Origin of the sequence: Variovorax sp. UC122_21 (assembly GCF_044056785.1) — a bacterium.
In the GTDB taxonomy this organism is placed as follows: Bacteria; Pseudomonadota; Gammaproteobacteria; order Burkholderiales; family Burkholderiaceae_C; genus Variovorax.
The window spans coordinates 1,287,885-1,301,703 of the sequence record NZ_CP172004.1 but is presented as its reverse complement, the minus strand read 5'-3'; the positions used below and the strand labels follow the sequence as shown (position 1 = coordinate 1,301,703).

Below are 13,819 nucleotides of genomic sequence, written 5' to 3'. Positions count from 1 at the left end.
GCCTGCCTGGCGACGCTGAATTCGAAGGTATTCACGCCGTCCGCGCTGGCCGCGGCGACCTGCCCGCCACGTGCATGCTGGCCACGGCCCGCACGATCGCCAGCCCGAGCCCGTGGCCATGGTGCTCGCCGCCGTCGTTGCGCGCGGCATCGACGCGGTAGAAGCGGTCGAACAGGTGCTGCAGGTGCGCCTCGGCGATGGGCGCGCCGGGGTTCGACACGCCGATCCAGGTCGCCGCGGGCGTCTCGCGCAGCCGCACCGCGATGCGCGCGCCCGGCGGCGAATGCTCGATCGCGTTCTGCAGCAGGTTCGACATGGCGCGGCGGAACAGCGCGGTCTCGAGCTGGGCCTCGGCCCGCACGTCGCCCTCGATCTCGACCTGCACGCCGCTCTCCTCGAGCACGAACTCGAAGAACTCGATGGTCTTGCGCACCTCCTGCGCCACCGGCGTCAGCACCAGGCCGGTGGCGACCTCGCCGCGGTCGGCACGCGCGAGGAACAGCATGTCGTTGACGATCGAGCGCAGCCGCTCCAGGTCCTCGAGGTTGGCCTGCAGCACCTCCTCGAACTGCGGCGCGCTGCGCTGGCGCGAGAGCGCGACCTGGGTGCTGCCGATCAGGTTGGCCAGCGGCGTGCGCAGCTCGTGCGCCACGTCGGCATTGAAGGCCTCGAGCTGGCCGTAGGCCTCCTCGAGCCGCGCCAGCGCGCCGTTGAAGGCCTCGGCCAGCCCCGACAGCTCGACCGGCAGTGCATCCGAGCGCAGCCGCTGCGAGCGCATCTTGGGCCGCAGCGCCTGCGCCTCGCGCGAGAGCTGGTCGAGCGGGCGCAAGCCGACGCGCGCGATCCAGTAGCCGGCGGCCGCCACCACCAGCACCGCGCCCAGGCCCAGCGACACCAGCGCCGTGAGGAAGGTGCGGCGCGTGCGCGCATAGGGCTCGGTGTTCTTGCCGACGATCAGCCGCACCGCCGGGCGCTGCTCGAACGGCGGGATGTGGGCCGACAGCGTGCGGTAGGGCTTCTCCTCGCCGGGCAGCAGCAGGCTGCGGCCGGTCTCGCGCGTGAGCGCGTCGATCTCGGCCATGCCCTTGCCGTACTGGAAGCGCGGATCGTCGCTGAGCACCCAGAACCGGGTGCTGCCGTCCTCGGGCGTCAGCGCGTCCATGCGCGCCTGCACGCGCGACCAGCGCTCGGGCGTGCCGATGGCCTGGATCCAGAACTGCAGGCTCTTGACCGTGGTGTCGAGCTCCTCGTACTGGTGGCGCTCGAGCTCGCGCAGCAGCACGCCCTGCAACGCCGCGCCGATCAGCGCGAAGGTGGCGAGCGCCGCCGCCGCGAACATCAGCACCAGCCGCGCGGCGATCGAGCGCTTCATGGCGTGGCGCCGTCCTCGCGCAGCTCCATCACGTAGCCCATGCCGCGGATGGTGTGCAGCAGCTTGGGCGAGAAAGGCACGTCGATCTTGTCGCGCAGCCGCTTGATCGCGACCTCGACCACGTTGGTGTTGCTGTCGAAGTTCATGTCCCACACCAGCTCGGCGATGGCGGTCTTCGAGAGGATCTCGCCCTGGCGCCGCGCCAGCACCGCGAGCAGCGCGAACTCCTTGGCCGTGAGGTCGATGCGGGTGGCGCCGCGGAAGGCCTTGCGCGCGAGCAGGTCGATCTGCAGGTCGGCGATGCGCAGCTGCATCGGCTCCTGCTTGCGGCCGCGCCGGTTCAGCGCCTGCAGCCGCGCCAGCAGCTCGAGGAACGAGAAGGGCTTGACCAGGTAGTCGTCGGCGCCCTCGTGCAGTCCCTTGACGCGGTCCTCCACGCGGTCGCGCGCGGTCAGCATGATCACTGGCGTCTGCTTCACCGCGCGCAGCCCGCGCAGCACCGAGAAGCCGTCCTGGCCCGGCAGCATCACGTCGAGCACGATCACGTCGTAGTCGTGGGTGAGCGCCAGGTGCTGGCCGTCGATGCCGTTGTGCGCCATGTCGACCGCGCAGCCCTGCTCCGTCAGCCCCTTCGAGAGGTAGTCGGCGGTTCTCAACTCGTCTTCGACGATCAGGATCTTCATGGCGTGGCTGCTGCTTCGTTCTTCGACGGGATCATCCACGATCCGTTCGCACTGAGCCTGTCGAAGTGCCGGCGCGGCAACGGCTTCGACAAGCTCAGCCCGAACGGTTGGGGAAACATCGGCTCCCTTGCCCGTGCTCAATGCGCCTGCGCCTGCGAGGGCGCCTGCCCGGCCTTGGCCGCCTTGCGGGCCATGCGCGCTTCCTTGCGGCGCAGGTACCAGTAGTGGGCGCGGTCCAGGTAGAGATAGACCACCGGCGTGGTGAACAGCGTGAGCGCCTGCGAGAGTACCAGCCCGCCGACCATCGCGTAGCCCAGCGGCCGGCGCAGTTCGGAGCCCGAGCCGTGGCCCAGCATCAGCGGCAGGCCCGAGAGCAGCGCGCACATGGTGGTCATCATGATCGGGCGGAAGCGCAGCAGGCAGGCCTGGTAGATCGCCTCGTGCGGCTTCATGCCCTGCTCGCGCTCGGCCTTGAGCGCGAAGTCGATCATCATGATCCCGTTCTTCTTGACGATGCCGATCAGCAGGATGATGCCGATCAGCGCGATCACGCTGAGGTCGTAGCCGCCCGCCATCAGGATCAGCAGCGCCCCCACGCCGGCCGAGGGCAGGGTCGAGAGGATCGTCAGCGGATGGATGTAGCTCTCGTAGAGCAGGCCCAGCACGATGTAGACCGCCACCAGCGCCGCCGCGATCAGGTAGGGCTGCGAGGCCAGCGAATCCTGGAAGGCCTGGGCCGTGCCCTGGAAGGCGCCGGTCAGCGACTGCGGCATGCCCATCTCGGACTGCGCGGCCTTGATCGCGTCGACCGCCTGGCCCAGCGAGGCGCCGGAGGCGAGGTTGAACGAGATCGTCACGGCCGGGAACTGGCCCTGGTGGCTGATCGAGAGGTAGGCGGTCTTGCTGGTGTCGACCTTCACGAAGGTCGACAGCGGCACCTGCTGGCCGGTGATCGGCGAGCTCAGGTAGAGCTTGCTGAACAGCGCCGGGTCCTGCTGCAGCGCGGGCGTCACCTCGAGCACCACGTGGTAGCTGTTGAGCTGCGTGAAGTACTGCGCCACCTGGCGCTGGCCGATGGCGTCGTACAGCGTGGCGTCGATCGCGGCCGGCGAGATGCCGAAGCTCGAGGCGCGGTCGCGGTCGATGGTCAGCACGGCCGAGGCGGCGGCGTTCTGCTGGTCGGTCGCGAGGTCGGTCACCTCGGGCACCTGGCGCAGCTTGGCCAAGAGGCGCGGCGCCCAGGTGTTGAGCTCGTCGAGGTTCGAGTCGGTCAGCGTGTACTGGTACTGGGTGCGCGAGGAGCGCCCGCCCACGCGGATGTCCTGCCCGGCCTGCAGGAACAGGTTCACGCCCTGCACCTTCGCGAGCTGCGGGCGCAGCCGCGCGATGATCTCGTCGGCATTGGCGGTGCGGCCCTCGTCCTTGGGCTTGAGGCTGATGAAGAAGTTGCCGGTGTTGTAGGTCGACGAGCTGCCGTTCATGCCGAAGCCGGTCACGTCGGGGTCCTTGCGCACCACGTCGGCCAGCTCGAGCATGCGCGCATTCATCGAGGCGAAGGAGGCGTCCTGCGCCGACTCGGCGAAGCCCGAGATGAAGCCCGTGTCCTGCTGCGGGAAGAAGCCCTTGGGGATCACCACGAACAGCGCGCCCGTGGCCACCACGGTGGCGATGAACACCATCAGGGTGATGAACTGGTGGTCGAGCACCACGTGCAGCCCGCGCTTGTAGCCATTGAGCATGGCATCGAAGCCGCGCTCGAACAGCAGGTACAGCCGCCCATGGCGCCGCGCATGCTCGTTCTTGAGGAAGCGCGAGCACAGCATCGGCGTGAGCGTGAGCGAGATCACCACGCTCACCACGATGGTCAGCGTGACGGTGACGGCGAACTCGCGGAACAGCCGCCCGACGATGCCGCCCATCAGCAGCAGCGGGATGAACACCGCGATCAGCGAGACGGAGATCGAGACGATGGTGAAGCCGATCTCGCCCGCGCCCTTGTAGGCGGCCTCGAGCGGCGCCATGCCCTCCTCGACGTAGCGGTAGATGTTCTCGAGCATCACGATCGCGTCGTCGACCACGAAGCCGACCGCGATGGTCAGCGCCATCAGCGAGAGGTTGTCGAGGCTGTAGCCCAGCAGGTACATCACGGCCACCGTGCCCAGCAGCGCCAGCGGCACCGTCACGCTGGGGATCAGCGTGGCCGGCACGTTGCGCAGGAACACGAAGATCACGGCCACCACCAGCGCGATGGTCAAGAGCAGCGTGAACTCCACGTCCTTGACCGAGGCGCGGATGGTCTGGGTGCGGTCGATGATGGCGTTGACGTCCACCGTCGGCGGGATCGAGGCCTTGAGCCGCGGCAGCGCGGCATTGATGCGGTCCACCGTCTCGATCACGTTGGCGCCCGGCTGCTTGGTGATGGCCAGCACGATCGAGCGGCCGTTCTGCACCGTGCTGCCCTCGGGCGCGGCGGCGCCGGCATAGGCCCAGCCCGCGATCTTCGCGTTCTCGGGACCGTCGACCGCCACGCCGAGGTCGCGCACGCGGATCGGCGCGCCGTTGCGGTAGGCCAGCACCACGTCGTTCCAGGGCTGGGCCTTGAGCAACTGGTCGTTGGTGTAGACGGTGAAGCTCTGGTTCGGCCCGTCGATCGTGCCCTTGGGCGCGTTGACGGTGGCCGAGGACAGCACGGTGCGCACGTCCTCCAGGCTCAGGCCCAGCGCCGCGAGCTTGGCCGGGTCGACCTGGATGCGCACGGCCGGCTTCTGCGCGCCGCCGATGTTGACCAGGCCCACGCCCGAGATCTGCGAGATCTGCTGCGCGAGGATGTTGTCGGCGTAGTCGTTGACCTCGGTCAGCGGCAGCGTCTTCGACTGCACCGACAGGATCAGGATCGGCGAGTCGGCCGGGTTCACCTTGCGGAAGGTCGGCGGGCTCGGCAAATTGGCCGGCAGCTGGCCGGTGGAGGCGTTGATGGCCGCCTGCACGTCGAGCGCGGCGGCGTCGATGTTGCGGTCGAGGTCGAACTGCAGCGTGATCTGGGTGCTGCCCAGGCCGCTGGTCGAGGTCATCTGCGACAGGCCCGCGATCAGCGAGAACTGGCGCTCCAGCGGCTGCGCCACGTTCGAGGCCATGGTCTCGGGACTGGCGCCCGGCAGGTTGGCCGAGACCTGGATGGTCGGGAAGTCGACCTGCGGCAGCGGCGCCACCGGCAGCAGCGGGAACACCGCGGCGCCGACCAGCAGGATGGCCAGCGCGAGCAGCGTGGTGCCGATCGGGCGCTTGATGAAGGCGGCGGAAATGCTCAATTGCGCACCCCGCTCGGGTTGTTGCCGCCGGCCGCGGCGGCCGGGGGCGCGGGCTTGGCCGCGGTCTTGTTCTCGGCCACCGTGGCGCCGGGCCGCAGCTTGTACTGGCCGTCGACCACCACGCGCTGGCCGGCGGCCACGCCCTGGTCGAGCACGGCCGTGCCGTCGGCGATCTGCACCACGTGCACCGGCACCGAGGCGGCCTTGTTCTCGGCATCGACGGCCCAGACGTAGGTGCCGTCCTGGCTGCGCTGCACCGCCGCGGCCGGCACGGTCAGCGCGCCCGCGCGGCGGTCGAGCTGCAGCCGCACGTTGACGTACTGGCCGGGCCACAGCGTGTGTTGCGGATTGGCGAAACTGCCCTTGAGCTGCACCGTGCCGCTGGCGGTATCGATCTGGTTGTTGAGCAGGATCAGCTTGCCCGTGCCGAGCAGCTGCGTGCCGGCGCGGTCGTAGGCCACCACCGAGAGCGGCGCCGCGCCCTTGGGCTGCAGCCGGTTGATGTCCTGCACCGCGTCCTCCGGCAGCGTGAACTGCACCGCGATCGGGTCGATCTGGTTGATGACCACCAGCCCGCCGGCGTCGGCCGCATGCACGATGTTGCCCGGGTCGATCAGCCGCGCGCCCACGCGGCCGTCGATCGGCGCGTCGATGCGCGTGAAGCTCAGCTGCACCTGCGCGAACTGCACCTGCGCGGCATCGGTCTGCACCGTGGCCTCGAGCTGGCTGACCAGCGCCTTCTGGGTGTCGAGCTGCTGCTTCGTGGCCGCGTCCTGCGCGATCAGCGTGGTGTAGCGCGCGAGGTCGGCGCGCGCGTTCGCCAGCTGCGCCTGGTCGCGCGACTGGGTGGCGCGGGCCTGCGCGAGCTGGGCCTGCAGGGTGCGCGGATCGAGCTGCGCGAGCATCTGGCCGGCCTTCACGTCCTGGCCCTCGACGAAGCCCACCTTGTCGAGCTGGCCGTCGATGCGCGCCTTGACGGTGACAGTGGCCATCGAGGCCACGGTGCCGATGCCGCCGCGGTAGACCTGCACGTCCTGCGCCTGCACCGGCGCGGTGGTCACCAGCACCGGCGGCACCTTGGCCTCGGGCGTGGCGGCCGAGGCCTTGCGGCCCAGGGTCCAGGCGCCGCCGCCGAGCACGGCGACGAGGGCGGCGACGGCGAACCAGGCGGCACTGCGCCGCGCGGGGGGAACGGCGGCATCGCTGGCGGGGCCGGTGGAGGAAGGAGCGGGATTCGTCATGGCATCAGGTTCCGGAAGTCGTTGCAGCGGCGGCGGTGGTGGCGGCATCGGCGGCATCGGCATGCCAGCCACCGCCGGTGGCCGCGATCAGCGCCACGCTGGCGGCGAGTTGGCGCGCCAGCAGTTGCGCGGCCGTGCGCTGGTTGGTCAGCGAGAGCTGCTGCGCGGTCACCACGCTCAGGTAGGTGGCGGTGCCGGCGCGGTACTGGGCCAGCGCGAGGCGCTCGGCCGTCTGCGAGGCCTGCACGGCCTGCGCCTGCAGCTGCGATTCGTGGTCGAGCACGCGCAGGGTGGCGAGGTTGTCCTCGACCTGCTGGAAGCCGCCGAGCACGGTCTGCTTGTAGAGCGCGACCGAGGCGTCGTAGGCGGCCACGGCCTGCTCGCTGTGGGCCTTGCGCAGGCCGCCGTCGAATACGGTCTGCGCGAGCACCGCGCCCAGCGACCAGACACGGCTCGGCGTATCGAACAGCGAAGCCAGCCTGCCGGCGCTGAAGCCGCCGCTCGCGCTCAGCACGATCTGCGGGAAGTAGGCGGCCTTGGCCACGCCGATCTGCGCATTGGCGGCCTGCACGCGACGCTCGGCCGCGGCGATGTCGGGGCGGCGCTCGAGCAGTTCCGACGGCAGGCCCGCGGGCGCGAGCGGCAGCTGGACGCCGAGCGTGCCGGCGTTGGCGAGCGCGGGGTTCTCGCTGGCCGGCAGCGCGGCCAGCGTGAAGCGCGCCGGCGCCTGGCCGGTCAGCACCGCGATCGCATGCTCGAGCTGGGCGCGCTGCGCCTCGAGGTCCACGCCCTGCGCCTGCGCGGTGCGCAGCTGGCTCTCGGCCAGCGCCACGTCCGAGCGCAGCACGGTGCCGGCCGCGTACTGGTGCTGCGTGAGTTCGAGCGCGCGCGCATAGGCGGCGGTGGTGTTGGCATAGAGCGCGCGCTGCAGGTCGATGGCGCGCAGCTGCAGGTAGTCCTGCGCCAGCGTGGTCTGGATGCTCAGGCGCGCGCCCGCGAGGTCGTCGGCGCTGGCCTGCGTGCTGGCGTCACCGGCCTCGACCGAGCGGCGCACCGCGCCCCAGACATCGGGCTCCCAGCTCGCGGCGAGGCCCAGGGTGTCGGTGGTGCGGCGCTCGATGCTGCCGGTGCTGTTGGTCTGCGCGCGGTTGGCGCCAGCATTGAGCCCGAGGGTGGGATAGAAGCCGGCGCGCGCGGCCGAGGCCAAAGCGCGCGCCTCGCGGTACTGGGCCTCGGCCTGGCGGATGTTCTGGTTGGCGGCATTGGCCTGCACCACCAGCGCGTTCAAGGTGGCGTCGCCGTAGGCCTCCCACCAGGGGTGCGAGGAATCGATGGCCTGCGGCGTGGCGGTCTTCCACGCACCGTCTTCCTTGTAGGCCGCGGGCAGCTCCATCGAGGGCCGCACGTAGTCGGGGCCGACGGCGCAGCCGGCGAGAAGCAGGGCGGCCAGCGCGATGGCACCGGCCCCGGATACCTTGCGCAATGAGGGAGTGGCGGCGGAAGAATCCATGATGAAGGCACTCTAGGCACCTGCATCGAACCGCTCGCTGTCGACTGGCTGACAGTTCTGACAGTTTCGAGTCGACCCCGGCTCGGCGCCCTCCCCCGCTGGGGGAGGGTTGGGGTGGGGGCACCGGGCCTGGCCGATGGCGTGGCCCTATCGAACGCCCGGAGCCCCCATCCCGGCCTTCCCCCAGCGGGGAAGGAGAAAGACCAGGAACTCAGCGCGGCGCGTCGCCCTTGCGGTACTCGGCCGTCAGCTCGTCGAGCTTCTGCTTGAGCGCGGGGTCGAGCTTGTACTCGGCCGCCGCGAGCGTCGCGTCGAGTTGCTCGGGCCGGCTCGCGCCGAGCAGCGGCGCGGTGATCAGCGGGTTCGCCATCACCCAGGCCACGGCCAGCGTCGCGAGCGGCACGCCCGCCTCGTCGGCCAGCGCATGCAGCTGCGTCACGGTGTTGAAGCTGCGCTCGTTCCAGTAGCGGTCCTGGTACATGTTGCCGGCCGTGCCGAGCGTGAAGCGGGTGTTCGCCTCGGGGCTGGCGCCGGGCTTGTACTTGCCGGTGAGCAGGCCGCCGGCCAGCGGGTTGTAGGGGATCACGCCCAGGCCTTCCTCGCTCGCGAGCGGCAGCAGCTCGCGCTCGATCTCGCGGAACAGCAGGCTGTAGCGCGGCTGCACCGAGACGAAGCGCGTGAGCCGCAGCAGGTCGGACTTGCCGAGCGCGCGCGCGAGCCGGTAGGCCAGGAAGTTCGACACGCCCACATAGCGCGCGCGGCCCGACTTCACGATGGTGTCGAGCGCCTCGATGCTTTCCTCGAGCGGCGTCTCGCGGTCGTCCATGTGCAGCTGGTAGAGATCGACGTGGTCGGTCTTCAGCCGCTTGAGCGAGAGGTCGATGGCATCGAGCAGGTGCTTGCGCGAGGCGCCCTGGTCCCAGGGATTGGGGCCGACCTTGTTGACCGCCTTGGTCGCGACCACGAAGCGCCGGCGGCCCGCGGGGCCCTGCTTCTCGAGCCAGTTGCCGATGATCTCCTCGGTGCGGCCCGTGGTCTCGACCGTGCCGCCCAGCGGGTAGACGTCGGCGGTGTCGAGGAAGTTGATGCCGCCCTCGGCGGCCTTGTCGAGGATGCGGTGCGACACGGCCTCGTCGGTCTGCAGGCCGAAGGTCATGGTGCCGAGCGCGAGCCGGGAGACGGTCAGGCCGGTGCGGCCCAGGCGGGTGGTGGGGATGGTCATGGAGATGCCTCGTTCGCTGGATGAAACGCGGATGAAGAAAAGACGAGCGCCTCGGGACAGCGAGGCGCGCGTTCATCTTAGTCACTGGCGCGAAAACGCGCAGGCACGGGCCATCGCCATCCGAGATGGCCCGCTTGGCGCAGGGTTGCCACGGAAGGGATGGGGATAATCGTGCCGCACTCCCCGTGTCCTCCATGTTCCTTCGCATCATCGGCCGCCTCGCGGCATCGCTCGTCCTGCTGCTGTCGGCCGCCTGGGCCTGCCTCGCGCTCTGGTACCAGTTGCCCGTGGGCGAGACGGGCAAGGTCCTCGCCGCCGTGCTGTGGGGCGGCTTCGGCCTCGCGGCCCTGGTGCTGCTGTGGCGCGGCCGGGCCGCGCGCGCCCTGCTGTCCTACGCGGTCGGCTTTGCGCTGCTGCTGGGCTGGTGGAACACCATCGTGCCGCTGCAGCAGCGCGACTGGGCCGACGACGTCGCGCGCCAGCTGGTGGCGCGCGTCGACGGCAACGCGGTCACGCTCGAGAACGTGCGCAACTTCGACTGGCGCAGCGACACCGACTACACGCCGCGCTGGGAAACGCGCCGCTACGACCTCGAGCGCCTGCGCTCGGTCGATGTCTCGGTCTCGTACTGGATGGGCCCGGCGATCGCGCACACGCTGGTGTCCTTCGGCTTCGACGACGGCCGCTTCCTCACCTTCTCGATCGAGATCCGCAAGGAGCGCGGCGAGAGCTTCTCGTCGATCGGCGGCTTCTTCCGGCGCTTCGAGCTGAGCCTGGTCGCGGCCGAGGAACGCGACGTGCTGCGCGTGCGCACCAACGTGCGCGGCGAGGACGTCCACATGTACCGCGTGCGGCTGCCACGGGCCGAGATGCGCTCGCTGTTCCTGGCCTACCTCGACCAGAGCGCCGCGCTGCTGCGCGCGCCGAGCTTCTACAACACGCTCACGGCCAACTGCACCACCATCGTCTACGACCTCGCCAGGCGCATCGTGCCGGGCCTGCCGATGGACTGGCGGCTGCTGGCCTCGGGCTACCTGCCCGACTACCTGTACGACGTGGGCGGGCTGACGCCGGGCTACAGCCTCGAGGCGCTGCGCACGGCCGGGCGCATCACGCAACGCGCGATCGCGAGCGATGCCACCCCGGGCATCGATTTCTCGCGCGCGATCCGGCAGGGGCTGCCGGGCGCCGAGGCGCCGTGACGATGCGCGCGCGTCTTCCCGGCCTGGCGGCCCTGCTTTGCGCCGCCGCGCTGCTCGCGGGCTGCGCGGGCGTGAAGGTGGGCTCGATCTCGCCCGCCGAATACCTCGCGCAGCGCCGCGGCGACGTGCTCACCACCGGCAGGCTCAGCACCTCGGCCGAGGAGGTGCTGCGCGTGATCGGCTCCGACGCCGAGCTGTGCGGCAAGGACGGCCCGGCCTGCCGCAACGCGCTGGCCGATTCGCCGGGGCTGAGCGACGAGCAGCGGCTGTCGGCGCTGTCGGAGGTGTGGCTGCAGGTGGCGATCGCGGCCGACAAGGGCGGCGGCGCCACGCAGCCGGGCTCGGCGGCCGACACGACCGCGATCGAGGCCTGGCTCGAGAGCGCGCGCCATGCCTATGCCTACCTGTTCTTCACCGCGCGCAAGCCGCGCGACCGCGCCTTCGAGGACCGGCAGACGCAGGTGCGCGACTACTACAACTACGCGGTGCAGCAGGCCATCACGGGCCTGTACCGCGGCGTGCGGCGCAACGCAGCGGCCCAGCCGCGGGTACCGCGCGTGGGCGACTGGCGCATCGAGGCCGACGTCTCGGGCCTGCGCCTGCCCGCCGACGCGCCGCTGCCCGACGAGCTGATCCCCGCCGCCTCGCTGACCTTCTCGGGCCTGCGCAACACCTACCGGCGCGACGGCTTCGGCGCCGAACTGGTGGCGGCCGACAGCCAGCGCACCGACGAGAAGGCGCCCGCGCTCGATCCCGACGACCGGCGCCCGCCCTACCGCGAGATGCCCTTCCCGGCCGTCACCGCGCTGCTGCTGTTCGACGGCGGCAGCCTCGCCGAGGTGCTGGCCACGCGCAGGCTGCGCATCGCGGCCTACGACCCCTACCGCACGGCCAACGTGCAACTGGCCGGGCAGGAGGTGCCGCTGGCCGCCAACTTCACCTCGGGCTACGGCCTGTGGCTGGCCCGCTCCGACTTCGCGCTGCAGGCGCTGCGCAGCCTGTTCGGCGGCCGCGACGGACTCACGCAGCCGCGCATCTACCTGATGCAGCCCTACGATCCCGAGCGCCGCACGGTCATCATGCTGCACGGCCTCGCGAGCAGCCCCGAGGCCTGGATCAACGTGGCCAACGAGGTGCTCGGCGACGAGACGCTGCGCCGCCGCTACCAGATCTGGCAGGTCTACTACCCGACCAATGCGCCGCTGCCGCTCAACAACTTCGCGATCCGCGAGGCCGTGACGCAGACGCTGCAGCACTTCGATCCCACGGGCCAGGCCCCGGCCTCGCAGAACATCACGCTGATCGGCCACAGCATGGGCGGCGTGCTGTCGCGGCTGATGGTGTCGTCGTCTGAGGACAAGCTCTGGGATGCGCTGCTGGCCAGCTACCCGATGCAGGGCGCGCAGCAGCGGCGCATCGAGGAGAAGCTCGCGCCCTACCTGCGCTTCGAGCCGCTGCCGCAGGTCAGCGACGCGATCTTCATCGCCTCGCCGCACCGCGGCACCGACTTCGCCAACAACCGCATCTCGCGCTGGGTCGCCAACCTGATCACGCTGCCGGTGGCGATGCTGGGCCAGCTCGGCGACATCTCGCGCGAGCTGATCCGCATCGCGCCGGGCCGGCAGGACGCGGGGCCGCTGCGCATTCCCAACAGCATCGACAACCTCAGCGACCGCGATCCCTTCGTGCGGCTCTCCTCGGGCCTGCCGATGAATCCGCGCGTGCGCTTCCACTCGATCATCGGCAACGACACGCCGGGCCTGGCGCAGGCGCTGTCGAGCGACGGCATCGTGCCCTATGCCAGCGCGCACCTCGACGGCGCGGCCTCGGAGCTGGTGATCCCGTCGGCGCACAGCGTGCAGGAGAACCCGCTCGCGATCCTCGAGATCCGGCGCATCCTGCGCGAGCAGTTGCAGCCGCGCTAGGACTTCAGCCTTCGCAGGCCGCCACGCGCGGCCGCCGCGCATCGGCGCGCGCGCTCGCCACGGCCCAGCAGAAGACGCCCATGCCCGCGAGCGCGAGCAGCGCGCCGACCCAGCCGGTCGAGGTCCAGCCCAGGCCCGCGGCGATCGCAACGCCGCCGAGCCAGGCGCCAAGCGCATTGGCCATGTTGAAGGCCGAATGGTTGAGCGCGGCCGCCAGCGTCTGCGCATCGCCGGCCACGTCCATCAGCCGGATCTGCAGCGCCGGGCCGATGGCCACGGTGGTGCCGATCAGGAACACGTTGAAGCCCGCGGTGTAGATGTTGTGGGCCGAGAAGGTGAACAGCGCCAGCACCAGCGCCGCATAGGCCATCAGGCCGCCGATGGTGCGCATCAGCGACTTGTCGGCCAGCCGCGCGCCGACCAGGTTGCCGACCACCATGCCGAGCCCGAACAGCGCGAGCACCAGCGGCACCCCGCCCAGCGGCATGCCGGCGACCTCGATCAGCGTGGGCTTGATGTAGCTGAACACCGAGAACATGCCGCCGAAGCCGATGGCGCCGATGCCCAGCGTGAACCAGACCTGCTTGCGCTTGAGCGCGCCGAGTTCGCGCCAGGGGCTGGCGCCCGCGGGCGCGGCGAGGTCGGGGATGTCGCGGCGCAGCAGCACCACGGCGATGAGCGCGATCACGCCCACGAACACGAAGGCCGCGCGCCAGCCGAACAGCTGGCCGAGCCAGGCCGCGATCGGCACGCCGACCAGCGTGGCGCCCGTGAGCCCCAGCATCACCAGCCCCACGGCGCGCGCGCGGCGCCCGGGCGGCGCGAGCGTGGCGGCCACCAGCGCGGCCACGCCGAAGTAGGTGCCGTGCGGCAGCCCGGTCGCGAAGCGCAGCAGGTTCAGCGAGGTGTAGCCGGGCGCCATGGCGCTCGCGAAGTTGCCGGCCGCGAACACGGCCATCAGCGCGATCAGCAAGGCGCGGCGGCGCCAGCCGGCCGCGAGCACCGCGAGCACGGGCGCGCCGATGACCACGCCGAGCGCATAGGCGCTGATGACGTGGCCGGCCTGCGGGATGCTGACGGCGATGTCGTTCGCTACCTCGGGCAAGAGGCCCATGATCACGAACTCGCCGGTGCCGATGGCGAAGCCGCCGACACCGAGCGCGAGCACGGCGCGCAGGAACTGGGCCGACGAGACGGGCGAAATGGCGGGGGTGTCCGCGCCTTCGAGGGCGGATGGTGGGGCGTTCAAGGCCGGGGCTCCTGGGGGGATGCCCGGCGAGCGCGGGCAAAGCCCGATTTTAGGGTAAACCCTTAACGTGCGCTGATGAGGTCTTGCGCCCCGCCCGATACCTTTTT

General features: G+C 70.9%; 9 protein-coding genes. 2 read left to right on the top strand and 7 right to left on the bottom strand.

Annotated elements, in window-relative coordinates:
* Positions 1-31: 31 nt before the first annotated feature.
* The 6 genes from ACHMXE_RS18520 to ACHMXE_RS18495 form a co-directional block, all read right to left on the bottom strand.
* Positions 32-1,372 carry a heavy metal sensor histidine kinase gene (locus ACHMXE_RS18520; RefSeq protein ID WP_395350550.1) on the bottom strand — a complete coding sequence of 447 codons (1,341 nt, stop codon included), beginning with the start codon at positions 1,370-1,372 and terminating at the stop codon, positions 32-34.
* Entirely contained in the window at positions 1,369-2,055 is a 687-nt protein-coding gene (locus tag ACHMXE_RS18515) for a heavy metal response regulator transcription factor (protein WP_057597212.1), read from the bottom strand. Before ACHMXE_RS18515 ends, ACHMXE_RS18520 begins: the two co-directional genes overlap by 4 nt.
* Before the next feature lie 137 nt (positions 2,056-2,192).
* Entirely contained in the window at positions 2,193-5,363 is a 3,171-nt protein-coding gene (locus ACHMXE_RS18510; RefSeq protein WP_395350548.1) for an efflux RND transporter permease subunit, read from the bottom strand.
* A complete protein-coding gene (locus ACHMXE_RS18505) occupies positions 5,360-6,604 on the bottom strand; it encodes an efflux RND transporter periplasmic adaptor subunit (protein WP_395350546.1) in 1,245 nt (414 codons plus the stop codon). The genes ACHMXE_RS18510 and ACHMXE_RS18505 overlap by 4 nt, the downstream gene beginning before the upstream one ends.
* 4 nt (positions 6,605-6,608) lie before the next feature.
* A complete protein-coding gene (locus ACHMXE_RS18500) occupies positions 6,609-8,114 on the bottom strand; it encodes an efflux transporter outer membrane subunit (RefSeq protein WP_395350544.1) in 1,506 nt (501 codons plus the stop codon).
* A gap of 211 nt (positions 8,115-8,325) precedes the next feature.
* Positions 8,326-9,336, bottom strand: a complete 1,011-nt coding sequence (locus tag ACHMXE_RS18495; RefSeq protein WP_395350543.1) for an aldo/keto reductase — start codon at positions 9,334-9,336, stop codon at positions 8,326-8,328.
* 194 nt (positions 9,337-9,530) lie between these two features.
* Between ACHMXE_RS18495 and ACHMXE_RS18490 the strand changes: the two genes are divergently transcribed.
* Positions 9,531-10,538, top strand: a complete 1,008-nt coding sequence (locus tag ACHMXE_RS18490; RefSeq protein WP_395350541.1) for a DUF4105 domain-containing protein — start codon at positions 9,531-9,533, stop codon at positions 10,536-10,538.
* Positions 10,539-10,540: 2 nt separating this feature from the next.
* Positions 10,541-12,463, top strand: a complete 1,923-nt coding sequence (locus tag ACHMXE_RS18485) for an esterase/lipase family protein (protein ID WP_395350539.1) — start codon at positions 10,541-10,543, stop codon at positions 12,461-12,463.
* A gap of 4 nt (positions 12,464-12,467) precedes the next feature.
* Here the strand turns inward: ACHMXE_RS18485 and ACHMXE_RS18480 are convergent, their stop codons facing one another.
* Positions 12,468-13,712 carry an MFS transporter gene (locus ACHMXE_RS18480; protein ID WP_395350537.1) on the bottom strand — a complete coding sequence of 415 codons (1,245 nt, stop codon included), beginning with the start codon at positions 13,710-13,712 and terminating at the stop codon, positions 12,468-12,470.
* Between the last annotated feature and the right edge of the window lie 107 nt (positions 13,713-13,819).

Coding starts and splice junctions, on each gene's coding strand:
- ACHMXE_RS18505 (WP_395350546.1), bottom strand. CDS start 6,604: ATGACGAATCCCGCTCCTTCCTCCACCGGCCCCGCCAGCGATGCCGCC.
- ACHMXE_RS18490 (WP_395350541.1), top strand. CDS start 9,531: ATGTTCCTTCGCATCATCGGCCGCCTCGCGGCATCGCTCGTCCTGCTG.
- ACHMXE_RS18515 (WP_057597212.1), bottom strand. CDS start 2,055: ATGAAGATCCTGATCGTCGAAGACGAGTTGAGAACCGCCGACTACCTC.
- ACHMXE_RS18485 (WP_395350539.1), top strand. CDS start 10,541: ATGCGCGCGCGTCTTCCCGGCCTGGCGGCCCTGCTTTGCGCCGCCGCG.
- ACHMXE_RS18500 (WP_395350544.1), bottom strand. CDS start 8,114: ATGGATTCTTCCGCCGCCACTCCCTCATTGCGCAAGGTATCCGGGGCC.
- ACHMXE_RS18495 (WP_395350543.1), bottom strand. CDS start 9,336: ATGACCATCCCCACCACCCGCCTGGGCCGCACCGGCCTGACCGTCTCC.
- ACHMXE_RS18520 (WP_395350550.1), bottom strand. CDS start 1,372: ATGAAGCGCTCGATCGCCGCGCGGCTGGTGCTGATGTTCGCGGCGGCG.